Annotated in this window: 19 protein-coding genes and 1 pseudogene; 10 read left to right on the top strand and 10 right to left on the bottom strand. The window is 42.3% G+C overall.

Annotation, left to right across the window (positions count from 1 at the left end):
* Positions 1 to 10 precede the first annotated feature (10 nt).
* The 8 genes from pstA to DXX92_RS14345 all read left to right on the top strand — a co-directional run bounded on the left by pstA (position 11) and on the right by DXX92_RS14345 (position 7,934).
* Positions 11 to 1,648 carry a phosphate ABC transporter permease PstA gene (gene pstA, locus DXX92_RS14380; protein ID WP_116001068.1) on the top strand — a complete coding sequence of 546 codons (1,638 nt, stop codon included), beginning with the start codon at positions 11 to 13 and terminating at the stop codon, positions 1,646 to 1,648.
* A 116-nt stretch (positions 1,649 to 1,764) separates the two neighbouring features.
* Positions 1,765 to 2,589, top strand: coding sequence for a phosphate ABC transporter ATP-binding protein PstB (gene pstB / locus DXX92_RS14375; RefSeq protein ID WP_116001067.1), 825 nt, complete (start codon positions 1,765 to 1,767; stop codon positions 2,587 to 2,589).
* Between the two features lie 38 nt (positions 2,590 to 2,627).
* Positions 2,628 to 3,329: a phosphate signaling complex protein PhoU gene (phoU, locus tag DXX92_RS14370; protein ID WP_116001066.1), complete on the top strand. Its 702-nt coding sequence runs from the start codon at positions 2,628 to 2,630 to the stop codon at positions 3,327 to 3,329.
* 205 nt (positions 3,330 to 3,534) lie between these two features.
* Positions 3,535 to 4,215 (top strand): TIGR00153 family protein, encoded by a 681-nt coding sequence (locus DXX92_RS14365; RefSeq protein WP_116001065.1) that lies wholly within the window; start codon positions 3,535 to 3,537, stop codon positions 4,213 to 4,215.
* An 11-nt stretch (positions 4,216 to 4,226) separates the two neighbouring features.
* Positions 4,227 to 5,492, top strand: coding sequence for an inorganic phosphate transporter (locus tag DXX92_RS14360; protein ID WP_116001064.1), 1,266 nt, complete (start codon positions 4,227 to 4,229; stop codon positions 5,490 to 5,492).
* 213 nt (positions 5,493 to 5,705) lie between these two features.
* Positions 5,706 to 6,260, top strand: a complete 555-nt coding sequence (locus DXX92_RS14355; RefSeq protein WP_116001063.1) for an RNA polymerase sigma factor — start codon at positions 5,706 to 5,708, stop codon at positions 6,258 to 6,260.
* Positions 6,247 to 6,972 (top strand): hypothetical protein, encoded by a 726-nt coding sequence (locus tag DXX92_RS14350; RefSeq protein ID WP_116001062.1) that lies wholly within the window; start codon positions 6,247 to 6,249, stop codon positions 6,970 to 6,972. The genes DXX92_RS14355 and DXX92_RS14350 overlap by 14 nt, the downstream gene beginning before the upstream one ends.
* A gap of 14 nt (positions 6,973 to 6,986) precedes the next feature.
* Positions 6,987 to 7,934 (top strand): hypothetical protein, encoded by a 948-nt coding sequence (locus DXX92_RS14345; protein WP_116001061.1) that lies wholly within the window; start codon positions 6,987 to 6,989, stop codon positions 7,932 to 7,934.
* Between the two features lie 138 nt (positions 7,935 to 8,072).
* Here DXX92_RS14345 and DXX92_RS14340 read toward each other — a convergent pair whose 3' ends face one another.
* The 3 genes from DXX92_RS14340 to DXX92_RS14330 form a co-directional block, all read right to left on the bottom strand.
* Complete coding sequence (locus DXX92_RS14340; RefSeq protein WP_116001060.1) at positions 8,073 to 8,552, bottom strand: hypothetical protein; 480 nt, start codon at positions 8,550 to 8,552, stop codon at positions 8,073 to 8,075.
* A gap of 679 nt (positions 8,553 to 9,231) precedes the next feature.
* Complete coding sequence (locus tag DXX92_RS14335; RefSeq protein WP_116001059.1) at positions 9,232 to 11,394, bottom strand: malate synthase G; 2,163 nt, start codon at positions 11,392 to 11,394, stop codon at positions 9,232 to 9,234.
* Positions 11,395 to 11,722: 328 nt separating this feature from the next.
* Positions 11,723 to 12,658: a LysR family transcriptional regulator gene (locus tag DXX92_RS14330; protein WP_116001058.1), complete on the bottom strand. Its 936-nt coding sequence runs from the start codon at positions 12,656 to 12,658 to the stop codon at positions 11,723 to 11,725.
* A 266-nt stretch (positions 12,659 to 12,924) separates the two neighbouring features.
* On the opposite strand from DXX92_RS14330, the gene DXX92_RS14325 reads away from it, so the two are divergent.
* Complete coding sequence (locus DXX92_RS14325) at positions 12,925 to 14,517, top strand: isocitrate lyase (RefSeq protein ID WP_116001057.1); 1,593 nt, start codon at positions 12,925 to 12,927, stop codon at positions 14,515 to 14,517.
* Between the two features lie 188 nt (positions 14,518 to 14,705).
* Here DXX92_RS14325 and DXX92_RS14320 read toward each other — a convergent pair.
* Positions 14,706 to 15,221: pseudogene (locus tag DXX92_RS14320) on the bottom strand (peroxiredoxin); the annotation flags it as partial.
* Between the two features lie 276 nt (positions 15,222 to 15,497).
* Between DXX92_RS14320 and DXX92_RS14315 the strand changes: the two are divergent.
* Positions 15,498 to 17,468 carry a methyl-accepting chemotaxis protein gene (locus tag DXX92_RS14315; protein ID WP_116001055.1) on the top strand — a complete coding sequence of 657 codons (1,971 nt, stop codon included), beginning with the start codon at positions 15,498 to 15,500 and terminating at the stop codon, positions 17,466 to 17,468.
* Between the two features lie 162 nt (positions 17,469 to 17,630).
* Here the strand turns inward: DXX92_RS14315 and DXX92_RS14310 are convergent, their stop codons facing one another.
* The 6 genes from DXX92_RS14310 to tkt form a co-directional block, all read right to left on the bottom strand.
* Entirely contained in the window at positions 17,631 to 18,425 is a 795-nt protein-coding gene (locus DXX92_RS14310) for a DUF481 domain-containing protein (RefSeq protein ID WP_116001054.1), read from the bottom strand.
* A complete protein-coding gene (locus DXX92_RS14305) occupies positions 18,415 to 19,245 on the bottom strand; it encodes a mechanosensitive ion channel family protein (RefSeq protein WP_116001053.1) in 831 nt (276 codons plus the stop codon). Before DXX92_RS14305 ends, DXX92_RS14310 begins: the two co-directional genes overlap by 11 nt.
* Positions 19,246 to 19,518: 273 nt before the next feature.
* Entirely contained in the window at positions 19,519 to 20,430 is a 912-nt protein-coding gene (locus DXX92_RS14300) for a fructose bisphosphate aldolase (RefSeq protein ID WP_116001052.1), read from the bottom strand.
* 229 nt (positions 20,431 to 20,659) lie between these two features.
* Positions 20,660 to 21,838: a phosphoglycerate kinase gene (locus DXX92_RS14295; protein ID WP_116001051.1), complete on the bottom strand. Its 1,179-nt coding sequence runs from the start codon at positions 21,836 to 21,838 to the stop codon at positions 20,660 to 20,662.
* 75 nt (positions 21,839 to 21,913) lie between these two features.
* The gene (gene epd, locus DXX92_RS14290; protein ID WP_116001050.1) at positions 21,914 to 22,930 is read right to left on the bottom strand and encodes an erythrose-4-phosphate dehydrogenase; all 1,017 of its coding nucleotides are present in this window, start codon (positions 22,928 to 22,930) and stop codon (positions 21,914 to 21,916) included.
* A 122-nt stretch (positions 22,931 to 23,052) separates the two neighbouring features.
* Positions 23,053 to 25,035 (bottom strand): transketolase, encoded by a 1,983-nt coding sequence (tkt, locus tag DXX92_RS14285; RefSeq protein WP_116001049.1) that lies wholly within the window; start codon positions 25,033 to 25,035, stop codon positions 23,053 to 23,055.
* Between the last annotated feature and the right edge of the window lie 39 nt (positions 25,036 to 25,074).

Raw genomic sequence — 25,074 nt, 5'->3', positions numbered from 1 at the left:
GATTGATTAAATGAAAGATTGGTTTAAAACAGGCTCCCCTTGGGTTTGGTTATCAGCGGGTGGGGTTAGCTTAAGTTTAATCTCAGTAGTTGGCCTATTGTGGTTGATTGCCTCAAACGGTTTATCGTACTTTTGGCCGTCGAAGATTCATCAGTTCAATATGGTGGATGAAAAAGGTCAGCAATTAGTAGTGATCGGTGAAGTTTACGACCGTGAGCGTATTCCAGCGAGCCAGTTATCGCATGTTGACTTAGGTGTTGAAATTACCGAAGACACCATTGAACGTTTATTGGTAAAAACGGGTAACCGTGAGTTGGTAAGCCTAGATTTCCGTTGGATTTTAGCGCCGCAAATTACTGAGCGTAGCCTACCTGCTGACGTTGCTGTAGTTGAGCGTCGTAGCAACGGTAACTTCTATGGTTTTGTTGAAAAAGTGATTCTTGATGGTCAAGAAGCCGATGCATCAAAGCTTGATGAATTGCTAGAGCGTGTTAATGAGTTCCAAGAAGAGATCAGCGAGTTACAAAAAGTTGATATTGGTGCAATTAACTACAACCTTGAGCGTTTGCGTTTAAGAGAACGCAAATACATTATTGATGGCGAGTTAACTGACGAAGTTAAAGCTGAATTAGATGCACAAGCGGCAGAGCTACGCAAAGAATATGAAGTGCTTGAAAAAGACTTGATGGCACTGCGCAGCCAAGTATCACGCGACCAAGTAGTAATGCGCGCGATGGGTGGTGAGCTAGTTACGATTAACTTTGATCAAATCATCAAGATCTCATTCAACAACCAGTTGAGCTTTTTCGGCAAAGTTGCGACCTTCTTTGACCAAATCGCAGGTTTCATTTTTGATGAACCTCGTGAAGCTAACACCGAGGGCGGGGTATTCCCAGCGATTTTCGGTACGGTATTAATGGTGCTGTTAATGACAGTGATTGTGGCACCATTTGGTGTGATTGCCGCGATTTACTTACATGAGTACGCAGCGAAAAATGCCTTTACCAAGCTTATCCGCATCGCGGTAATTAACTTAGCCGGTGTACCGTCAATCGTTTACGGTGTATTTGGCTTAGGCTTCTTTGTTTACATGGTTGGTGGCAACTTAGACCGTTTGTTCTACCCAGAAACACTGCCTAGCCCAACATTTGGTACGCCAGGTGTACTTTGGTCAGCGCTAACACTAGCGATTCTAACGCTACCTGTTGTGATTGTTTCAACGGAAGAAGGTTTAGCACGTATTCCGTCATCAATGCGTCACGGCAGCTTGGCACTAGGCGCAACAAAAGCAGAAACTTTATGGCGTATTATTTTGCCAATTGCGAGTCCTGCAATTATGACCGGTATTATTTTGGCAATTGCCCGTGCTGCCGGTGAAGTAGCACCACTGATGTTGGTTGGTGTGGTAAAAATGGCACCAACATTACCGCTTGATGGCAACTTCCCGTTCTTACATTTAGAACGTAAGTTTATGCACCTTGGCTTCCACATTTATGATGTTGGTTTCCAAAGCCCGAATGTTGAAGCGGCGCGACCATTAGTTTATGCAACTGCATTACTGCTAGTGACTATTATCGTTAGCTTGAATATGACCGCGGTTAATATTCGTAACAAGCTACGTGAAAAATATCGCGCACTAGAGCACTAGTACTGGTAACAGCAAAGATTAAACCGCTAGCTGAGTATGGCTAGCGGCTGAAAATAGACAAAGATTTCATCAGCGCTGCACTGGCGGCGCCGTAAAAAAGGTTAAAAGAATTAGTTATGATTACAGTAACCCCAAAAACACTCGGTGATGTACCTGCACCATTAGATTTAGCGAACTTGTCACCAGAGCAAACTGCACTGGAAATTAAGAATCTGAACTTGTTCTACGGTGACAAACAAGCGCTTCACGGCATTGATATGAAAATACCAAAAGGTCAGGTAACAGCATTTATCGGTCCAAGTGGTTGTGGTAAATCAACACTATTGCGCTGTATCAACCGTATGAACGACTTAGTTGATACGTGTCGTATTGAAGGCGGCATTCACTTACACGGTGAGAACATTTACGGCAAGCATGTCGATGTTGCAGCGCTTCGCCGCAAAGTAGGCATGGTGTTCCAACGTCCTAACCCATTCCCGAAAAGTATCTACGAAAATGTGATTTACGGTTTGCGTATTACTGGTGAGAAAAACCGTCGTGTACTTGATGAAGCAGTTGAGCGTTCACTAAAAGCAGCGGCGCTTTGGGATGAAGTTAAAGACCGTTTACACGACAGTGCACTTGGCCTATCGGGTGGTCAGCAACAGCGTTTGGTTATTGCTCGTGCGATTGCGATTGAGCCAGAAGTATTACTACTTGATGAACCAACGTCAGCACTTGATCCGATTTCAACATTAACGATTGAAGAGCTAATCAACGACCTTAAGAAACAATTCACCGTTGTTATCGTGACTCACAACATGCAACAAGCGGCACGTGTTTCTGATCAAACAGCGTTTATGTACATGGGTGATTTAATTGAATACAGCGACACTAACACGCTGTTTACAACACCTGCGAAGAAACAAACCGAAGATTACATTACCGGACGTTACGGTTAATCGTTATAATTAAGGTAAAGGGTGGATAAGAGTTTATTATGGATACTATCAATATTAGCCGTCACATTTCTGGGCAATTTAACGAAGACTTAGAAACGGTTATCAATCACGTGATGTCGATGGGGGGCTTGGTTGAAAAGCAACTACAAGACTCTATCACGGCAATGATTGAGGCAGATGAAGACCTTGCGAAAGAAGTTCTAAAAAACGACTACAAAATCAATGAATTTGAAGTTTACATTGATGAGGAATGCTCGCGTATTATTGCTAAGCGTCAACCAGCGGCGGGTGACTTGCGTTTGATTATGGCGATTATCAAAACCATCACTGATTTAGAGCGGATTGGTGATGAAGCTGAGAAAATTGCCAACGTGGCACAAGAAAGCTTCTCTAAAGAACAACGTGACTTGCTATTAAACCTAGAGAATCTAGGTAATAGTGTATTGAAAATGCTGCAAAAAACGTTAGATGCGTTTACTCGTATGGACTTTGATGCTGCAATGAAAGTGCACCAGCGTGATAGTAAAATTGACCGTGAATACGAAGCATTAATGCGCCAACTAATGACGTATATGATGGAAGACCCGCGTTCAATTCCACAAATTATGAGTGTTATTTGGTCAGCACGTGCGCTAGAGCGCATTGGTGATCGCTGTCAGAATATTTGTGAATACATTATGTATTTCGTGAAAGGTAAAGTATTCCGTCACACCAGCCCTGAAGATATGAAAAACGTCTAACTCATTGTTTTTCAATATATCTTAAAAGAACTATAGTTAAAGTAGAAAAGGTACATAGTTTATGTACCTTTTTTTGTGTTTGATTTTAATTAAATTCATGACTGATTGGTCAACTAAAATGGTGGAATTAGTTGCAAATGGTGGACATTCAGCTAGAATCCGCGTCGAAAAATAAAACAGAGATTTGTATCCGGGACATAAGACTATGCCGAACAATTCAATACTAGGTGTATTTGCTAAATCACCAATTAAACCGCTGGAGAAACACATTCGCATCGTGAATAAGTGTGCTCGCCAGTTACATCCGTTTTTTGATGCGGTAAAGGCCAAGGATTGGGACCGAGCGGCGAAGATGCGCAAAGAAATTTCGCAACTTGAAAAGGATGCCGATGCACTAAAAAGACAGTTACGTTTAGAGTTACCAGGTGGCTTATTTATGCCTGTTGACCGTGCTGACTTATTAGAGCTACTTACTCAGCAAGATCGCATTGCCAATAAAGCAAAAGATATTTCTGGTCGTGTTATCGGTCGAGAATTGTCTATTCCTGCTGACTTAGAGAACGACTTTTTCAAATATTTAGCGCGTTGTTTAGATGCCATTGATATGGCGGCTGACGCGATTAATGAATTGGATGACTTATTAGAAACGGGCTTTAGAGGCCGTGAAGTCGATTTAGTTGAAAAAATGATCCACAAGCTTGATGAAATTGAGGACGACACAGACTCAATGCAAATTGGTTTGCGTACAGGACTGCTAGCGATCGAAAAAGACTTAAACCCAGTTGATGTGATGTTTCTTTATCAAATCATCGAATGGGTCGGCGATCTAGCCGATTTAGCTGAGCGTGTTGGTGCTCGTTTAGAAATTTTATTAGCGAAAAACTAAGGTTCGTTTTAATGGACATTTTAATTACACATGGCCCAATGTTGGTCATGATCGCCGCTATTGTCGGCTTTTTTATGGCTTGGGGTATTGGTGCGAACGACGTAGCTAATGCCATGGGTACTTCGGTTGGTTCAAAAGCACTAACCATTAAGCAAGCGATTATTATCGCGATGGTGTTTGAATTCGCTGGTGCTTACTTAGCCGGTGGTGAAGTCACATCAACGATTCGTAAAGGGATTATCGACCCGTCTTACTTTACTGATATTCCTCATTTACTTGTCTACGGTATGATTTCAGCACTGTTAGCTGCGGCAACTTGGTTATTGGTTGCATCAGCACTAGGCTGGCCGGTCTCTACAACGCACTCTATTGTTGGCGCTATCATTGGCTTTGCCGCGATTGGTGTTAGCATGGACACGGTTGTATGGGGCAAAGTAGGTGGCATTGTTGGTAGTTGGATTGTTACGCCATTGCTATCTGGTGTGATTGCATTCCTTATCTTCAACAGTGCACAAAAACTCATTTTTGATACTGAACAACCACTTCGCCAAGCTAAGCGTTGGGTACCGTTATACATGTTCTTAGCGGGCTTCGTATTATCGCTAGTAACCATCAAAAAAGGTTTGAAGCACATTGGTTTAGACGTAGGTACTGTTGAAGGTTATGTCTATGCTGTTGCCGTTGCGGCAATCGTTGCAATAGTGGGTAAATTCTTTATCGCACGCATCAAGTTTGATGAAACGGCTGACAAGCAAAGCCACTACGTTAACGTTGAAAAAGTGTTTGCCGTATTAATGGTTATTACTGCTTGTTGTATGGCATTTGCCCATGGTTCAAACGATGTTGCTAACGCTATTGGCCCACTAGCGGCTGTTGTTAGTATTGTTGGCAATGAAGGTCAAATTGTTAAGAAAGCTGCACTAGAGTGGTGGATTCTACCTTTAGGTGGTTTAGGTATTGTTGCCGGTCTTGCGATTTTCGGTCATCGCGTTATCGCCACTATCGGTAAAGGTATTACTCACTTAACACCAAGCCGAGGTTTCGCTGCTGAATTAGCGGCGGCATGTACGGTTGTTATCGCTTCAGGTACTGGCTTACCAATTTCAACAACGCAAACATTAGTTGGTGCTGTATTAGGTGTTGGTATGGCACGTGGTATCGCAGCAATTAACTTAGGTGTGGTACGCAATATCGTCGTATCTTGGGTTATTACCCTACCAGTAGGTGCAGGTTTATCAATTGTGTTCTTCTGGATTTTATCTAGCTCACTAGGCTAAAACCAAACACAAATAAACCCATTTAAAAACCGCTTAGTGAGTTTGCTTGCTAAGCGGTTTTTTTGTGCCTGCAATAAAGTGCTCTTAGCCAATATTAGGAAAATAAGAAAAACAAAAAATAAAAAAGTTTAAAAATTTAAATTATTTTCAAACTTTTTATATGCTTGCCTCTACCTTATTAAATAACAAAGCCAATATATCGCAGGAAGATAAGTGTTCGAACGAAGCGATGAGTCGCTCATCAAGCAAGCACTCAAAGGGAAAAAATCTGCGTGGGCGAGTTTAGTAAAGCGCTACGAAAGTGGCATTTATAACTACGCCTATCGCATGGTCAATCATCCAGATGATGCTATGGATTTAATGCAGGATATATTTATTGCGGTTTACCGTAATTTAAGTACGTTTCGTGGCGACAGCCCATTTAAGGGCTGGTTGTTTAAAATTGCCCACTACCGTTGCATTGAATATTATCGAAAGAAAAGGCCACTGCAGTCGATCGATGATGTGCCTGAGCAAGTAGATGAAAGCCAAGATGCTTGTTTAGATACTGGGCTTACTCAGGGACAGCAGAGCCAAGCATTGCATCAAGCGATGCAGCGTTTGGCATTTAATCAAAAAATTATGGTGGAGATGAAGTTTTTTCAGCAATTCACCTTTGAGGAAATTGCACAGCAACTGGGCATATCAACCAATACCGCCAAGTCTCGACTGTACAGTGCCCTTGATAAACTGAAAGATTATTTGGAGGTGGAAGATGTCGCCGCATGATAAATCTGATCAATTCGAAGATAAGCAATTTGAAAATTGGCTCGACAAGCAACTGTCGCCCGAGCAAGCTGCCGAGTTTGAGAATAATCACGCACACGAGAGCGCAATGAAACAGCATATTGCAACGGCTAAATACGTGGAATATTTAGCCAGTCAGGAAGCGCCAAAAAAGGTTCCTAACTGGGATCGCACGGCAGTGATGGACATGGATAATCAACATACTAGTCACAAATGGTGGCAGTGGAGTGGTTTACCCGTGTTATCAATGGCATTTTCTTGTTTTGCCATGGCTTTAGTGTTGTTCAATGTGCAATTCACAGTCAGTGACCAAGGTATGTTATTGACCTTTGGCAAGTCCGAGGTTGACCCCGAGGTGATTGAAAACCAAGTTACCGAGCGCGTTAATAAGTTAGTTGACGACAAGCTTAACCAATATCAGCAAAGTCAGCAGCTTGCCCTAGCCAACTTTACCAATGAATTGAGCGATAAACAGCAGCAGAGCAACCTACAACTTGCTAGCTATATTCTTGAAACCTCAAGACAAGAGCGAAAAGAAGATATTAGCGACTTTATTCAGTTTGTTAACGCCCAGCGTAATGATGATGCGCTAGATCAGCGTATACGGTTTCAACAACTTGAAGATGCCTTGTTACAGCAAAGCACCTTTATCAATCAAACAACCACAATGCAGCCTGCTAACTGGGCTAATTAAGCGAGGAAATTACGATGAAAAAATTAGCAATGTTAGTGTCGAGTGCCTTAACCGCAAACCTTGCCACCGCCGCAGACGTCAACTATGAGCAGCTCCACAAGCAGCTTGATATTATGAGTAATATTATTGAATCGTCGATCACTACTGGCAAAGCGAAACAATCGGTTAAATTATCCGGTATTGAAAGTACCTATCTACAAAAACAAGGTGTGATGTTTACCGTTAGGTCCAAGAGCAGCAGAGGAAGTTGGGGAAGTTATAACTTTCAAGTTTCGGTACCACCTGTGCCACCAGCACCACCAATTACGCTTTTATCGCCAGATCAAATTGCCGATATTGAAGCCACCGTTGCCGAAGTGGCTGACGAGTACCCTAATATAGATGTTGAACGGGAAGTGGCAAAAGCAATGGAGACGGCTTCACGTGCTTATGAACGGGTGATTGAAATTCATCGTGATGAGCGCGAGGTGTATCGCGACTTGCGTGAAGAAGAGCGCGATATTGTTTATGAGTTAAGGGATGTAGAACGTGAAAACCGCGACGTAGAATTTCAAATACGCCGTGCTGACAAAGAACAGAAAGCGGAGCTAAAAGAAAAGCAAAAACAATTAGAAAAACAGAAGAAAGCGTTACTAGAGAGCAAGCAGGCGCTCGCCAAGCGCGGTCAAGAATTTCGCGTAAAGCAAGCGGAATCCGCCAAAAAGTCTGAACAGGCACGCCAAAGCTATTTTACCCAGCTGAGCGGTGAAATTGCCGAAGCGTTATGTTTGTATGGTAATGGCCTTAAAGCATTACCAAAAGGGCAGTATGTCACTGTGGTGTTGAAGTCAGGTGGCGATAGAGTTGGCCGACATTATCAAGATAAAATTCACGTGTTCAGCAAACGAGATATTAATGGCTGTGCTACCGATAAAATTAGCACCGCACAATTACTGAAAAAGAGTAGTGCGTATCAGTTTTAAACGTCTAGGGCGGTTTAATCGAAAGCAAAAGGCCACGCAAATGCGTGGCCTTTTTTATGAATTTCTTTATGAACTTTTTTTATAAATGTATCTGCTGAGCTAGTACCGCTGGGGAAGCTGGTTTTAAATGAATTAGTTTTAAAAACGTGCTTTTTTTACGTTACAGGTTTCATTTGATTGCTTGTTTAGCGCCATAACCCCTTCCTCGTTCACTGAATAACTAGGTGAACTCTGGGTAAATTTAGCAATAAGTTGCTGTAATTTGTCATTCAACACAGTTGCTAATGCAAAAAAGTCGTTGGTTTTTTGCGGCTTAGATTTTGCGACTTGGCTATCAGCGATATGTTGCTGGTCTAGCGGAATGCGAACAAGTGGTTTATCGAACATTTGAGCAAACACTTCACGTTGAAACAGCGTTGATGATTCTACACCGCGCAGCGCGTCGAAATGCTTGTTGGCAGAAATAACAGGAGCGGTAGTTATCGACACTTTTTTGATAACAAAATATTTGTCTTCTTCTTTATCACTGATGGTTGGAGCGGCATGTGAAACAGCAAAACATAAACCGATTGTACTTAACGCAATTGCGCTGGTAATTCCTTTAAGTTTGTTGTTCATCGTCTCATCCTCTAACCCAATGTTAAAAAGATTCTATTGTGTTAATAACTCTGTAACGTAATAACTTTGTCACGTAATGCATTAGGCAGTAAAAAATACCTGCGTATGTAACTAAACTGCACCATTTTACTATAAATTGTTACGACTGATTGCGCGAGCCCTATGGGATGAACGGCAATGTTGTTGAGATAAGCAGCGAATTTAAATTTTATATTAACAGTTAGTTAACTTTATAGGGTTAACTGCTGCTAAAAGCTTACTCATTAGACAGCCTACTAGCACGAAAAACTCTCGGGCAATGCTTTGACGTATTAACCTGTTATTAGTTCAACTTAGTAACTTGCTGGCGTAAAAAACTCTAAAACAACTGACTGTTGCCAAAAAAGTTATTTCTATGACAAATAGTTTTGGAGGGCTATTGCGATTAGTACTAGTTCTGCTTGTTGTATGGCTTTGTTTGAAGATTTTGTTGGAAGGCTTTACAAGGTAAATTTGCAAAGTGAACTTGAAAATTAGCCTGACTAAATTGTTAGTCAGAACAAAGTTGTTGCTAGCCAATATGAAAATGCCGAGCAGTTGCTCGGCATTTTTTAGGCGTTTAATCGCACAAGCTGCTTTGTATAGCCTTGTCTAACTCACTATTTGTTTTACCTTGTAGCCTAGTGAGTCAGCGATATAACTAGGCTGACTTATGAACTTGGCGGTAGTGGTGTAGCAATGGTTCAGTATATCCTGAAGGTTGTACATCACCCTTGAACACTAAATCACATGCTGCTTTAAAGGCGATGCTCGTATCAAAATTATCCGCCATCGCAACATAAAGTGGATCTGCTTGGTTTTGCTGATCAACCACTTTCGCCATTTTCTGCATACTCGCCATGACTTGGGCTTCAGTACAAATATCGTGTTTTAACCAGTTAGCAATATGTTGGCTAGAAATACGTAGTGTTGCTCTGTCTTCCATTAGACCGACATCATTGATATCTGGCACTTTTGAACAGCCAACACCTTGATCTATCCAGCGAACTACATAACCTAAAATACCTTGGGCGTTGTTATCTAATTCTTGGGTGATCTCTGCTTCACTCCAGTCAGTTGATTCCGCTAGTGGAATTTTTAAGATATCGTCAATGCTCGCTGGTGTGCGTGATTTTAGTGTTTGCTGTAGGTCAGCAACACTAATTTCATGGTAGTGCAGCGCATGAATGGTTGCTGCTGTTGGCGATGGTACCCAAGCGGTATTTGCACCCGATTGCACATGACCAATTTTAGCTTCATACATATCTTTCATGTTATCTGGCACCGGCCACATACCTTTACCAATTTGCGCTTTACCACTTAAGCCACAGCTTAAGCCAACATCTACATTGTTTTGCTCGTAAGCACCAATCCACTGGGTTAGCTTGATATCATTCTTGCGCGTCATTGGTCCTGCTAACATCGAGGTATGAATTTCGTCACCAGTTCGGTCAAGGAAGCCGGTGTTGATAAACACGACACGTGATTTCGCTTGGTAAATACAGTTTTTCAAATTCAAACTGGTGCGGCGCTCTTCATCCATAATACCCATTTTGATGGTATTGGCTGGTAATGACAGCATCGCTTCCACACGGCCAAATAGCTCATTAGCAAACGCTACTTCTTCGCTACCATGCATTTTGGGTTTAACGATATAGATAGAGCCTTGCTGACTGTTTTGACCCGCAAATTCACCTTGAACATCTAGACTTGCAATCAAGCTGGTAACAATCGCGTCCAAAATGCCTTCTGGTACTTCTTGGCCGTCTTTATCCAAAATGGCGTTGTTCGTCATCAAGTGACCAACGTTGCGCACGAACATAACGCTGCGGGCTTTCACCGACAATGGTTCGCCGTTGGCACCAACAAATTGTTTGTCTTGATTCATACGGCGAGTGGTGGTTTTGCCGCCTTTTGAGATTTCTTCGGTTAAATCGCCTTTGATTAAACCTAACCAGTTACTGTAAGCCAGCACTTTATCGGCGGCATCAACCGCAGCAACCGAGTCTTCACAATCCATAATGGTGGTTAATGCGGATTCTAGCAAAATGTCTGATAGTTGCGCTGGGTCTTGCTGTGAAATTGGGCTTGACTGATCAAAACAAAGTTCAATCAGAAGTTGATTGTGTTTGAACAAGTAGCTGTGGAAGCTATCAGAATGCTGTGCTTGGCCCACAAATGCGCTAGCTGTTTGTAGCTGAGTTTGGCTACCATCGGCTAACGTAACCACAACTTGCTCGCCTTCCACTTGATATTGTTTGGCGTCAGCGTGGCTACCGGAAACTAATGGTAATTGCTTATCTAAAAAGTCTTTTGCAAACGTGATAACTTTTGCGCCGCGTACCGGGTCGTAGCCTTTTACTTGATCCTTTTCTGCAGGAATAAGATCAGAACCATAAAGCGCATCGTACAAGCTGCCCCAGCGTGCGTTTACTGCGTTTAGCGCAAAGCGCGCATTCATAATAGGTACAACAAGTTGCGGACCCGCCATCGTGGCAAGCTCAGCGTCTACATTTTCTGTATCGACACTAAAGTCTTCAACCACAGGCTCGATGTAGCCAATATCGGTTAGAAACGCTTTGTAGTCAGCAAAGGTGTCAGCGCTGTAGCTATTTTCTTGGTGCCACTGATCAATTTGTGACTGCAGCGCATCACGTTTTTCTAGCAGCTGTTTATTCTTTGGCGCTAGGTCGTGGATAATGTCGGCAGCTTGTTGCCAAAATTGCTCTGCGTTGTATTGGGTTAACGGTAATACTTGTTGTTCGATGAATTGGTTAAGCTCTTTTGAAACTTGTAAACCAAATTGGGAAATTCGTTCACTCATGGCGGTAACATCACTTCTATTTATTGATGATTATAAAATCTATTCACTCAAGGTTATAATCGCAAGGGCTTAAATATAAATGTACGAAATATAATCTTGCTATTTTAACTGAGTAAATACTTAAAAGTTATTTATTACAATGACTTAAGCTTGTTGTGGTTTCTTTTATAACTTTTATTTTTGATTATTATCTTTGGTATTCTAGTTAATTATATTTAGCTTGCTAAATATGGTGTTATTTCTGCTAGTCATACTCTTTTTTAGTGAAAGCGCGAGCTTACATGATGATCTTACTGCGCTTTCATTACAACTTAGTCAACTAATAACATCAGCAGTCTGCAGCTGCTTCCATTACCAGCCCACGGAACCAAATATGGCTAGCATCATGATGCAGCAGTGGACTCCAAATCATCTTCAGCTCAATGTCTGGAATATCAAATGGCGGTTTTACGATAGTAAAGTTTGCATCGTCTTTGTGTAGCAGTGCAGCCTTCGTTGGTAAGGTGGCAATTAAATCGTCTTCATAAGCCAATTGCATCGCAACGTGATAGTTACGTGTGAATACTTTGATATCACGTTTTTTACCAAGACGTGCTAACGCTTCATCTACCCAGCCTAGCTTTTGCACGTCTTTAGGATCCATACCGACACCGACACCAAAGCCTGTTTTCGACACCCAAACATGTTTTGAGGCTAAGTAACTGTTAAGGTTGAATTTAGTGACCACCTCGTTGTCAGCGCTCAGTAAGCAAGAGAAGCTGTCGCGCCACACCGTTTTTTGATGGAAGGATTGTGGCAACTCGTCAAAGCGGTTGATCGCCATATCAATTTTGCCAGCTTCCACGTCATGGAAGTTAACGTCACTCGGGGTCATGATATCCATAGTGACATTGGGGGCGATTTTATTAATTTTTTTCAAAAGCTTAGGAAGTAAAGTTGAAGCGGCGTAATCGCTCGCCATGATACGAAACACACGTTGACTGTGCTCTTGATTAAAATCTTCTTCACCTTGCAGCGCTTCTTCTAATTCCAATAGAATTTTTCGGATAACTGGCGACAATGAGCGGGCACGTTCGGTTGGCACCATACCATCAGATGTTCTCACTAAGATCGGATCGTTAAACAGGTTGCGCAAACGCTTTAAACCATTACTCATGGCAGGTTGAGTGATATTAAGCTGACTCGCTGCTCGCGTTACGTTTTTCTCGCGCAACAGAACATCTAAGTAGATAAGTAAATTTAGATCTATTTTAGAAATATTCACCAAATATATCCTTTTGGGGTTTGTTATTTCTACTGAATATATTTGTCTTGTTTTCGTTTGTAAACACCTGAATGAAATCTAGTGCTATTCTTTTATGGTATGCCTTAGATTGATCTAATCATTCTTTTAATAAATCATGTGAATGATAGTGATAAAATGTATAAATTATGATGATTGGTTGTTGGTGGCATAGGATGGTTAGCAAGCGTTAAGAACAACAATTAACGCAGTAAAGAATTTAACAGACAGAAGAGAAGGGTATACCTATGTCTAGCTACAATGAAAACATCGAGCAATTAGCAAGCTTAAAAGCAACTCAAAACCAAGGTTGGGATGCTATTAGCCCTGAGTATGCAGCGCGTATGCGTTTACAAAACCAATTCAAAACCGGTTTAGACATTGCGAAATACACTGCGTCGATCATGCGCAAAGATATGGAAGCATATGACAAAGACCCTAGCCAGTACACTCAATCATTAGGTTGTTGGCACGGTTTCATCGGTCAGCAAAAAATGATTTCGATTAAAAAGCACTTCGAAAACACTGACCGTCGCTACCTATACCTCTCTGGTTGGATGGTTGCAGCACTTCGCTCAGACTTCGGCCCATTACCTGATCAGTCAATGCATGAGAAAACTTCTGTAGCTGGTCTTATCGAAGAGCTTTACACCTTCTTACGCCAAGCAGATGCGCGTGAGTTAGGTGGTTTATTCCGCGAATTAGATGATGCTCGTGAAGCAGGTGACAGCGCTAAAGCTGCTGAAATCCAAGACAAGATCGACAACCATGTAACGCATGTTGTGCCAATTATTGCAGATATCGATGCAGGTTTTGGTAACGCTGAAGCAACTTACTTACTTGCTAAGCGCATGATTGAAGCGGGTGCTTGTTGTATCCAAATCGAAAACCAAGTGTCTGACGAGAAGCAATGTGGTCACCAAGACGGTAAAGTTACGGTGCCACACGAAGACTTCTTAGCAAAAATCCGCGCAGTTCGTTACGCATTCTTAGAGCTTGGTGTTGACGACGGTGTTATTGTTGCTCGTACTGACTCTTTAGGTGCTGGCCTAACTAAGCAAATCGCTTACACAACTGAGCCAGGCGATTTAGGCGACCAATATAACTCTTTCCTTGACTGTGAAGAAGTTGATGTAGCGAACATGGCGAACGGTGATGTTGTTATCAACCGTGGCGGCAAGCTACTTCGTCCTAAGCGCTTACCAAGTAACTTATTCCAATTCCGTCAAGGTACTGGTGAAGATCGCTGTGTACTTGACTGTATTACTTCACTACAAAACGGTGCTGACTTACTTTGGATTGAAACTGAGAAGCCACACGTTGGTCAAATCGGTGGCATGGTTAACCGCATCCGTGAAGTTGTGCCAAACGCGAAGCTTGTATACAACAACTCGCCTTCATTCAACTGGACATTAAACTTCCGTCAGCAAGTATTCGATGCTTGGTCTGAAGAAGGTAAAGATGTATCAGCTTACGAGCGTGCTAACTTAATGAGCGCTGAGTATGACGATAGCGAATTATCAGCGGCAGCTGATGAGAAAATCCGTACCTTCCAAGCTGATGCAGCACGTGAAGCGGGTATTTTCCATCACCTAATCACACTTCCTACTTACCATACTGCGGCGTTATCAACTGATAACTTAGCGAAAGAGTACTTCGGTGAGCAAGGTATGCTAGGTTACGTGAAAGGTGTACAGCGTAAAGAAATCCGCCAAGGTATCGCGTGTGTTAAACACCAAAACATGGCAGGTTCTGATATCGGTGATGATCACAAAGAATACTTCGCTGGTGAAGCTGCATTAAAAGCTGGTGGTAAAGACAACACCATGAACCAGTTCTAATCTAGAACTTAGAAGAAATAAGCTCAGCATGTTCAACACGCTGAGCCTAACAATCAGTTAAGTAGTCAAAGAAGCCGCTAGCTCCCAACCGCTAAGTGGCTTCTTTTTATTTGTTTTTTATTTGTGTAGTTAAATAAACGTGTTATTTAACTACACTATGTTTATTGCTTGCTTTATGTCTATTACTTGCTTAGATAGGCAAGCATAGTATCAACATCACTCACTTCAAATGGGTCAGTAGGGCAGTTATCCATTTTGCCTGGCTCAACAAACATTTGTTTGATTTCGCCATCAACCACATGCATTGAATAACGCCACGAGCGATCACCAAAGCCTAGGTTTTCTTTCTTCACTAACATACCCATTAAGCGAGTAAAATCTCCGTTACCGTCAGGTAACATTTTGACCTTATCTGCGCCTAAGCGCTGTGCCCATTGGTACATTGTAAAGGCATCGTTAACGCTTAAGCAGTACACATCATCAACGCCTAATGCTTGTAGCTTGTCAAAGTTAGCTTCGTAACCTGGTAAGTGAGTGCTTGAACATGTTGGAGTGAATGCACCCGGTAGTGAAAAAATAACAACGCTTTTACCGGCAAAAATATCATCAGTAGAAACATCTTGCCAACGGAATGGGTTTTCGCCACCAACGGCCTCGTCGCGAACGCGGGTTTTAAAAGTGACCTGAGGGACTAGATTACTCATTATTTTTATCCTCTTTGAAATTAATGTATGTGTGGTGAATGAAATATACGTGGCTAAGTCTATCTTAACCATAGGAGAAAAGTCATATCTTGCAATAACCTAATGCTATATGTTTAGTCCTTTTAAGAATGTGAATATCTGACCAGTTAGTCAGGAAATGCTGGTAAAGTTAGTGCGACTAATTATCATTTGATAATTGGCGAGAACCTATCGCTAATTATCAACAGTTACCAACTACACTAATACACGTGGTTACTCATCCGACAGGGATTAACGATGAAGTTAAAAAATAAACTTATCATTACCTTCTTACTTATAGCATTACTACCGTCACTGATTATAGGTATTACTTCTACTTACGTCGCGAGCCAGTCAATTGAACAACAAGCATTTGCTCAGCTCACTGCCGTTAGAGATATTAAAACCGCTCAAGTCACTAGCTATTTCAATGAACGTAAGGGGGATATTGAAGTACTGGCAAGAAGCGTTAGTAAGTTATTGTCATCTTCCCAATTAACCTTGGCAGAAGCTGCACATCAGCATCACGATTACTTTTCAGGTTTCATTCAATCTTATGGCTATTACGACTTTTTTCTTGTCGATAAAAATGGTGATGTGTTTTATAGCGTCACTAAAGAGGCTGACTATCAATCTAACTTGATCACTGGCCCCTATGCTAATTCAGGTCTAGGAAAGGCATTTAACACGAGCATAAATCACCACGCATTCGCGATGGAAGATTTTAGCCGCTATGCCCCTAGTAATAATGAACCAGCCAGCTTTATTAGCTTAGCAGTTCAAATTAACGGCGAATCGGTTGTCATTGCCTTGCAACTGTCGATCGACAGTATTAACCAAATTATGCAACAACGCTCTGGTATGGGGGAGACTGGGGAAACTTATCTAGTGGGCAGTGATCTTCTGATGCGCTCAGACTCCTACTTAGATCCACAAGGGCATTCGGTGATAGCTTCTTTTGCTGGGAATGTCCGTAATAACGGCGTTGATACCAAAGCCGCTAAACTTGCCATTGCTGGTAATAGTGGCACACAAGAGATTATTGATTATAACGGTAACCCTGTGCTTTCTGCATATACACCAATTGATATTCACGGTATTCGTTGGGCGCTACTTTCTGAAATAGATGTGGCTGAGGCATTTGCAGCAATAGACGAGCTTTATTTTACTATCTCATTGGTGATTTTGGTCTGTGTGCTAGTGGTTATTGCTACCGCAATTTATGTGGCAAAAACGGTGACGAAACCATTAGGAGGAGAGCCAAATGATATGGTCGATATTGCCAACACCATAGCAGATGGCGATTTAACGATTGAATTTGAGCAAGGTGATTCTGCAAGCGGTGTCTACTTGGCCATGAATAAAATGTCTCTGCGTTTACAGGCGATGATCAGTGAAATTGTTGATGATAGTAATAGTTTGGCAAGCTCTTCTGAGGAGTGCAGTGTTGCTAGCTTGCAAGCGTCGAATAACCTTGCTGAGCAACAAAAGAAAATCGAGCAGTTAGCAACTGCTATTCAGGAAATGTCAGCGAGTATTAGTGAAGTTGCTAACAATGCGTCACAAGTGGCGACATCGGTGCACAATGCTCAGCAGCAGTCAGGTCATTCGAATCAACAGTTACAACATACCATTACAGACATTAACCAGTTAGATCAGGAAATTGGTGAAGCTCACAATGTTATTCTTGCCTTAGAGCAGGAGTCTCATAATATCAGTGCGGTACTAGAAGTTATTCGTGGTATAGCAGAGCAAACAAACTTGTTGGCTTTGAATGCTGCGATAGAGGCTGCGCGGGCGGGAGAGCAAGGTCGTGGCTTTGCTGTTGTTGCTGATGAAGTACGTACCCTGGCCGAGAAAACGCAAGAGTCGACCAAAAGCATTGAAGAGATGATCAGTAATCTACAATCATCTTCACAGCAGGCGGTAAAAGTGATGGCGACAAGCCATACAACTGCTGACAACACGCTCAATAATGCGAACTTAACGGGCGAAGCGATTAATACTATTCATCAAGAAATTGACAATATTTTGCAGATGTCGGAACTAATCGCCAGCGCTGTTGAGCAACAGGCTGGCGTTTGTGAAGAGATTAACCAGAATATAACGGTGATTAATGACGTTGCTTATGAAAACTCGGCAAGTGCTAATCAAGTCACCGCGGCTAGCCAGAGTATTAGCGAAGTAGCAGCACAGCTAAATCAATTAAGTTTACAGTTTAAAGTTTAGCTCTTAGTTCTTAACACTTAGCTCTTAACTGCTAGCTCTTAGACAAGCGCGATTTAGTTTCTATTAAAGCTTAGATATACAAACATATATAATAAAAAAAGCCTAACTCAGAGTGAGTTAGGCTTTTTAAGGTTTGAAGAAAGCCGCTAGCTTTCGCTTTCATTAGAAACTGTATACTAAGGTAATAGCGGTTTCTGTATCTGTTTTGTCTTTACCTTCGTCAACTTCAGTGTTGTGGTCGACAATAAACGAAAACTTCATGGCTAATGTTTCAATCAGTTTGGTAGTGATTGAAGTTTCAGCGCGGTAGACACTGTTTTCATCGCTGCCAAAGGCCTGTGAAGCACGTAAAATTTGCTTAAACTCTACATGTTCATTAATGCTACGTGTGTATAAGGCTTGAGCCTGTACAATAAAGGCATCTTCATTCTCAGCTGCTTGTGTGTCTGTTATTCTTAAGCGATCGCGCTTAAAACCTGGACCAATATCGGCAAACAATGAAGACTTCTCTGTTTCATACCACTTTTTACCCCAACCAGCAGAAACTGTTGCTTGGTAGTCAAAGCTACTGAAGCGATCGTCAATATAACCCACACTGCCGTACATGTAGTTTTTACCGTCGGCTTCCATGGCGTAATTGGTTTGTGCGTTGATGTTTAGCTTTTGATCACTCGTTTCAAAGTCTTCATCGGTGTTGCCCTGATCATCAACTACATCAACTTCTGTCTTACGATATAAAAGGTTCGCTTTTAGTAAGCTCGTCCATTTATCGTATTTGTGCTCGAAGTCAAATGCGGTTTTAATATCGCCGCTTTTACTGTTACCGGTTTTAAATAAAAAACCTAATTCAGCAGACGCTTTGTATTCATGTTCAGGGGCTTTAGGTTGCTCTTGTGCGCACGTAGCAGCGGAAAATCCAACACTGCACAATGCAATCGCAACTAAGTTATTTCTCATTGTCGTTCTCTTTGTTCATATGTAAGGATACTTGAGGGTACGGAATCTCAATCTCTGCCTTATCTAAAGCAACTTTGATATTCTCCATCAAGTCAAAATAAGTTGGCCAGTAATCGGCTGATTTTACCCAAGGGCGTACTACAATGTTCACCGCGCTATCGGCAAGCTCTGATACACCAATGGTCACAGCTGGGTCTTTAAGTATGCGTTCATCGGCAGCCACTACATCTGCCATTACTTGTCGTGCCTCAGCTAAATTTGCGTCGTAGCTTACACCAATCACGAGATCAATTCGACGTGTCGGTTTTGTTGAATAGTTAGTAATAGTACCGCTGGTAATCGCACCGTTAGGGATGATTACGGTTTTGTTGTCACCCGTTCTTAATTTAGTGGAGAAAATCAGTATTTCCTCAACAATGCCTGCAACCCCGCCCACTTCAACAAAATCACCTGCTTTAAATGGTCTAAAGCTAATCAACAATACACCTGAAGCGAAATTTGATAATGAACCTTGCAACGCTAGGCCAACCGCTAAACCAGCAGCACCAACAATGGCAACAAGTGATGAGGTATTAAAACCTAGGTGTGAAATGGCGATGATAAAGACAATCGCGATGCCGACGCCATAAACAAGGCTAGCAACAAATGAAATAACTGCTTGGTCGACCGATTTATGTTCAAGGATTTTACTAACCCCTTTGCTCACAAGGCGGGCAACGAGTTTACCGACGATTAGAATGATGATGGCAACAACGAGTTTAATGCCAAAACTGATCATTAGTTCTTGATTATTAGTGATCCAGTTAGTGATACTTTCCATAACTTTACTCCATTTTTATTATTGGTGAATTATATCCAAGTATTACTGCCAAACCCATGATAATAGTCTGGTTTGTAAAAGGGTAGTATAAAAAGCGAGCTAGTAGATAGGTTGTCGATTAAAACATGCGATTTCTAGTAGAAAAAGTGCCTGTTATGCGTGGTGAAGGTGTTTGAATTAATGTTGACCTTCAAATTATTCAAACAAAAATGCCACCGATAAAGGTGGCATTTGCAATAAAGCTAATAAGATTAACTTTGGATAAGCTCTAGATTACGCAATTGATGCTTGATAGATACTTTCAATGCCTTGATCTAATTGCTTTGTGAAATCTTCGTCTGAATGCTTGGCGCTTAAACCTTCTGTTAATGCACGAGAGAAGCTAGCGATCATGCCTGAATTTTCGCTCACTTTTTGGTTTGCTTCTTCGCGAGAGTAACCACCACTTAATGCAACAACCTTTACAACGTTTTTGTGGGCAACACAGTCAGCGTAGAAGTTAGCTGCTGAAGGTAGCGTGAGTTTTAACATCACTAGCTCATCATCCGCTAGTGCATTTAAATGTTTGATTAGCTCATCACGCAATAGCGCTTCCGCTTCAGCTTTTTGTGGGCTGTTAATATCAACTTCTGGCTCGATAATGGGTACTAAACCTTTCGCGATAATTTGTTTAGCAACGGCAAATTGCTGCTCAACAACAGCAGCGATGCCATCAGCGTTAGCCATTTTGATCACAGAGCGCATTTTCGTACCGAAAACATTTTGTGCAACAGCTTTGTCCAATAGCGCATCTAGCTCTGGCATTGGTTTCATCACTTGCACGTCTTGTGCTTCGTCAGCCAAACCTTTATCAACTTTCAAAAATGGCACAACATTTTTTTCTTGCCATAAATATTGAGCACTAGGCATACCTTCGATGCTACGGTCTAGGGTATTTTCAAATAAAATTGCACCTAATACACGCTCACCGGTGAATGCTGAGTTAGTGATGATACGAGTGCGCATTTGGTGCACCATATCAAACATTTGCTCATCATTGCTGTACTCGTTTTCTTCAACGCCATAAAGCTTTAACGCTTTTGGCGTGCTACCACCACTTTGGTCAAGCGCGGCGATAAATCCTTGCTGAGAGTTTACTTTAGTTAACATAGCGTTTTGTTCGGCTGAACGCTTAATTTCAGACATGGGTTGTGCTCCGTATTAATTGTTTATCGTGTACTGGCGGTGTTCGCTCTTATTATCTTTAAAATTTGTGTTTGTTAAATTCGATTGACTGATTGTCTACTTTAAACTGCCAGCGGCTCTGCTCTAAAGGGCATTGTTTCTATAGTGCATTGTCTCTATAGCGCATTGTTTCTATAGTGCAGTGTCGCTAGCATCAATAGTGTTTGGGCAAAGACGGTTTTAGCCCAAATTAACTCTTCGCGCGCTCTTCTAATATGGCGACAGCAGGTAACTTCTTCCCTTCAAGGAATTCTAAAAACGCACCGCCACCTGTAGAAATATAGGATACTTTGTCTGCAATATTGTACTTATCAACTGCCGCTAGTGTGTCGCCGCCACCAGCAATTGAGAACGCATCACTTTCGGCAATCGCATTGGCAATAGTTTTAGTGCCTTCACCAAATTGATCAAATTCAAATACGCCAACTGGGCCGTTCCAAACAATCGTACCTGCTGATTTTAATAGTTCTGCTAAAGCTGTTGCTGAATCAGGGCCAATATCGAAGATCATATCAGTATCAGCGACATCAGTAACCGATTTTAATGTTGCTTTTGCAGTTTCTGAGAACTCGCTGCCAACAACCACGTCAGTTGGGACTGGAATATCACCATTATTCGCTTGAGCGTCTGCGGTTAAGCGTTTAGCTTCATCAATCAAATCATTCTCAACCAGCGATTTACCCACTTGTTGACCCGCTGCTGCTATAAAGGTATTAGCAATACCACCGCCAACAACTAATTGGTCAACAACTTTAGATAGGGAATCTAATACCGTTAATTTGGTTGATACTTTTGAACCACCAACAATGGCGACTAGTGGGCGGGCAGGGTTGTCTAATGCTTTACCTAGTGCCTCTAATTCACCTGCTAATAATGGACCTGCACAAGCAATTGGTGCAAATTTAGCGACACCATGTGTACTGGCTTGAGCGCGGTGTGCGGTGCCAAAGGCATCCATCACATAAACATCACATAGCGCTGCTAATTTTTGTGCCAGTGCATCATCGTTTTTCTTTTCGCCTACATTAAAGCGAATATTTTCAAACACGACCAGCTCACCAGCTTCCACTGCTACGCCATTTAAGTAGTCTTTCACTAGACGCACAGGGCGCTCAAGTGCAGCGGCTAGGTAATCAACAACCGGTTGCAGTGAAAAGGCTTCATCGTATTCGCCTTCCGTTGGGCGACCTAAGTGAGACATCACCATCACTTTTGCACCAGCATCTAGCGCCAGTTTTAATGTTGGCAGGGCAGCTTTAAGACGGGCATCAGAAGTAATCTTGCCGTCCTTGACTGGTACATTGAGGTCTTCACGAATAAGTATGCGTTGATCTTTCAGCGATAATTCACTCATTTTGATGACTGACATAATAAGCTCCAGCTATGTTTTTATCTTGTTGCTATATAAGTTGTTGTATGAATTGTTATATTTTTTCGGTTAATTTTATTTTATAAATTTTGCCATTTCACTGGCGGTATCAAGCATGCGGTTAGCAAAACCCCACTCGTTGTCACACCAAACGAGCATTTTTACTAAGCGCTTATGGCTGACACGTGTTTGCGTACCATCGACAATGCACGAGTGTGGATCGTGATTAAAATCAACAGAAACGAGTGGCTCTTCGGTGTAGCCCAAAATGCCAGCTAAGCCATTTTGCTGCGCTGCCATAATCGCTTGATTGATATCTTTAATACTGACATCGCTGTTAACCGTAACGCTCAAATCCATTGCGGTAACATTAATGGTTGGTACTCGCACAGCTATCGCTTCAAAACGCCCTTTTAGCTCTGGTAGAATCCGCTCAATACCTAAGGCTAATTTAGTATCCACTGGAATTATCGACTGGCTGGCGGCACGCGTTCGACGCAAGTCGCTGTGATAAGCATCAATCACCTGCTGATCATGCATTGATGAGTGGATGGTAGTGATAGCGCCACTTTCAACGCCAAACTTGTCATCCAGCACTTTAATCACAGGCACAATACAATTTGTGGTGCACGAACCATTGGAAACCACATTATCACCAGCAGTTAATTGCTGATGGTTAATGCCATAGATAATGGTTTGATCGATATCGTGGCTAGCTGGATGTGAGTAAAGTACCTTTTTGGCACCTTGGGCAATATGCTGTTGGCCATCAGCTTGGCTAGCAAATTTGCCTGTACAATCTAACACAATATCCACTTGCTCTTGTTGCCATGGCAACTTGTCTAAGTCAGCTTCATGGCTAATGGCAACTTTGCTACCCGCAACAATTAAATTGTCTTGCTCGTAATTGACGGCAAACGGGAAGCGGCCATGAGTGGTGTCGTATTTAAACAGGTGGGCAATGCCTTTGGCATCGGCTAGTTCATTGATGGCAACGAGATTAAGTTGTGATTGGCGGCCTGTTTCAAACAAGGCGCGTGCGACGCTTCGGCCAATGCGGCCAAAACCATTAATCGCAATATTAATTGGCATAGTTAGTAAGCATATGTAGAGGCATACTTTTAAAGCGCAGTGCTTTATAAAATATCGGCGCTGATTAGCTCGATTTAATTGTATTAACCAAGCTAATCAGTACCACAGCAAATAATGCGAGATTATAAGCTATTTACGGTGTTAACAACATTCTCGACAGTAAAGCCGAAGTGTTTGAATAAATCACCGCCTGGTGCAGACTCACCGAAAGTTGTCATACCAACAACGCCACCAGCGAAGCCTACATATTTGTACCAGAAATCAGTGTGTGCCGCTTCAATCGCAACACGCTTAGTGACGGCACTTGGCAATACGCTTTCTTTGTAATCGCTATCTTGTGCATCGAATACATTGGTCGATGGCATAGAAACAACACGCACGTTGTCACCTAACTGCTCAGCGGCAGCCATCGCTAGACCAACTTCAGAGCCAGTGGCAATTAAGATAACTTCAGGCTCGCCAACACTGTCTTTTAAGATGTAACCGCCACGCTCGATATCAGCTACTTGTGACGCTGAGCGTGCTAATGCTGGTAAACCTTGGCGAGAGAATACTAATGACGTTGGGCCATCTTGACGAATGACCGCGTGCTTCCAAGCAGTCGCAGCTTCGGTAGCATCAGCTGGGCGCCAAGTAACCATGTTTGGTGTCGTACGTAAGTTAGTTAATTGCTCGATAGGTTGATGCGTTGGTCCATCTTCACCTTGGCCAATTGAATCATGGGTGTAAACGAAAATATTTTGAATACCCATTAACGCTGACATACGTACTGCGTTACGTGCATATTCCATAAACATCATGAAGGTTGCGCCATAGTTAATAAAACCACCGTGCAATGAAATACCATTCATAATGCCGCTCATGCCAAATTCACGTACACCATAAAAAATGTAGTTGCCAGCAGGGTCGTCTTGAATGCCTTTTGAACCAGACCATAAGGTTAAGTTAGAGCCTGCTAAATCAGCAGAGCCACCAATTAATTCAGGTAATAGGGCACCAAAGGCTTCAATAGCGTTTTGTGACGCTTTACGCGAAGCAATGTTCTCAGATTTTTCCTGACACTCTTTGATAAATGCATTGGCTTTTTCTTCAAACTCAGCAGGTAGTTCACCTTTTAACACGCGGCGTTCGTACTCCGCTGCTAATTCAGGATGAGCTGCTTGGTAAGCGGCAAATTTGTCATTCCAGCTTGCTTGTGCGCCAGTACCTTTTTCTGTTTGATTCCAAGCATCAGCAATATTTTCTGGAATTTCAAATGGCGCATGTGGCCAGTTTAAGAATTCACGTGCTGCAGCAATTTCATCATCACCTAACGGTGCACCGTGACAGTCGTGGCTACCTGATTTATTAGGTGAGCCAAAACCGATAATGGTTTTACAGCAAATCATGGTGGGCTTGCCCGTTTCAGCTTGCGCCGCTTCAATAGCGTTAGCAACAGCTACAGAGTCGTGACCATCAACATCGCGAATTACGTGCCAGCCGTATGACTCGAAACGAGCAGGAATATCTTCAGTGAACCAGCCATCAACATGACCATCAATTGAAATACCGTTGTCATCCCAAAACGCAATTAGCTTACCTAAACCTAAGGTTCCTGCTAATGAACAAGCTTCGTGAGAAATACCTTCCATTAAACAGCCATCACCTAAGAAACAGTAAGTGAAATGATCAACAATATTGTGATCTTCACGGTTAAACTGTGCTGCTAAGGTTTTTTCTGCAATCGCCATACCGACTGCATTTGAGATACCTGCGCCTAATGGGCCTGTCGTTGTTTCAACGCCCGGCGTGTAACCGTATTCAGGGTGACCTGGTGTTTTTGAATGAAGCTGGCGGAAGTTTTCTAGCTCAGACATTGGTAAGTCGTAGCCAGTTAAATGTAGTAGTGAGTAAATTAGCATTGAGCCATGGCCGTTTGATAACACGAAACGGTCACGATCTGCCCAGTTTGGATCAGCCGGGTTATGCTTTAGAAAATCACGCCAGAGAACCTCTGCGATATCTGCCATGCCCATTGGGGCACCTGGATGTCCTGATTTAGCTTTTTGAACGGCATCCATACTTAACGCACGAATTGCATTGGCCAGTTGTTGACGCGATGGCATATATGCTCCTACTTATATAATGAAAATTCGAATTGCTTG

The sequence above is a fragment of the Thalassotalea euphylliae genome, assembly GCF_003390395.1.
Classification (GTDB): Bacteria; Pseudomonadota; Gammaproteobacteria; order Enterobacterales; family Alteromonadaceae; genus Thalassotalea_F; species Thalassotalea_F euphylliae_C.
Note: the sequence above shows the minus strand (reverse complement) of the source record. Positions and strands in the feature narration are given on the sequence as shown.

Excerpts from the sequence above, each read along its gene's own strand:
- pstA (WP_116001068.1), top strand. The coding sequence starts at position 11 with ATGAAAGATTGGTTTAAAACAGGCTCCCCTTGGGTTTGGTTATCAGCG.
- pstB (WP_116001067.1), top strand. The coding sequence starts at position 1,765 with ATGATTACAGTAACCCCAAAAACACTCGGTGATGTACCTGCACCATTA.
- phoU (WP_116001066.1), top strand. The coding sequence starts at position 2,628 with ATGGATACTATCAATATTAGCCGTCACATTTCTGGGCAATTTAACGAA.
- DXX92_RS14365 (WP_116001065.1), top strand. The coding sequence starts at position 3,535 with ATGCCGAACAATTCAATACTAGGTGTATTTGCTAAATCACCAATTAAA.
- DXX92_RS14360 (WP_116001064.1), top strand. The coding sequence starts at position 4,227 with ATGGACATTTTAATTACACATGGCCCAATGTTGGTCATGATCGCCGCT.
- DXX92_RS14350 (WP_116001062.1), top strand. The coding sequence starts at position 6,247 with ATGTCGCCGCATGATAAATCTGATCAATTCGAAGATAAGCAATTTGAA.
- DXX92_RS14345 (WP_116001061.1), top strand. The coding sequence starts at position 6,987 with ATGAAAAAATTAGCAATGTTAGTGTCGAGTGCCTTAACCGCAAACCTT.
- DXX92_RS14340 (WP_116001060.1), bottom strand. The coding sequence starts at position 8,552 with ATGAACAACAAACTTAAAGGAATTACCAGCGCAATTGCGTTAAGTACA.
- DXX92_RS14335 (WP_116001059.1), bottom strand. The coding sequence starts at position 11,394 with ATGAGTGAACGAATTTCCCAATTTGGTTTACAAGTTTCAAAAGAGCTT.
- DXX92_RS14325 (WP_116001057.1), top strand. The coding sequence starts at position 12,925 with ATGTCTAGCTACAATGAAAACATCGAGCAATTAGCAAGCTTAAAAGCA.
- DXX92_RS14315 (WP_116001055.1), top strand. The coding sequence starts at position 15,498 with ATGAAGTTAAAAAATAAACTTATCATTACCTTCTTACTTATAGCATTA.
- DXX92_RS14310 (WP_116001054.1), bottom strand. The coding sequence starts at position 18,425 with ATGAGAAATAACTTAGTTGCGATTGCATTGTGCAGTGTTGGATTTTCC.
- DXX92_RS14305 (WP_116001053.1), bottom strand. The coding sequence starts at position 19,245 with ATGGAAAGTATCACTAACTGGATCACTAATAATCAAGAACTAATGATC.
- DXX92_RS14300 (WP_116001052.1), bottom strand. The coding sequence starts at position 20,430 with ATGTCTGAAATTAAGCGTTCAGCCGAACAAAACGCTATGTTAACTAAA.
- DXX92_RS14295 (WP_116001051.1), bottom strand. The coding sequence starts at position 21,838 with ATGTCAGTCATCAAAATGAGTGAATTATCGCTGAAAGATCAACGCATA.
- epd (WP_116001050.1), bottom strand. The coding sequence starts at position 22,930 with ATGCCAATTAATATTGCGATTAATGGTTTTGGCCGCATTGGCCGAAGC.
- tkt (WP_116001049.1), bottom strand. The coding sequence starts at position 25,035 with ATGCCATCGCGTCAACAACTGGCCAATGCAATTCGTGCGTTAAGTATG.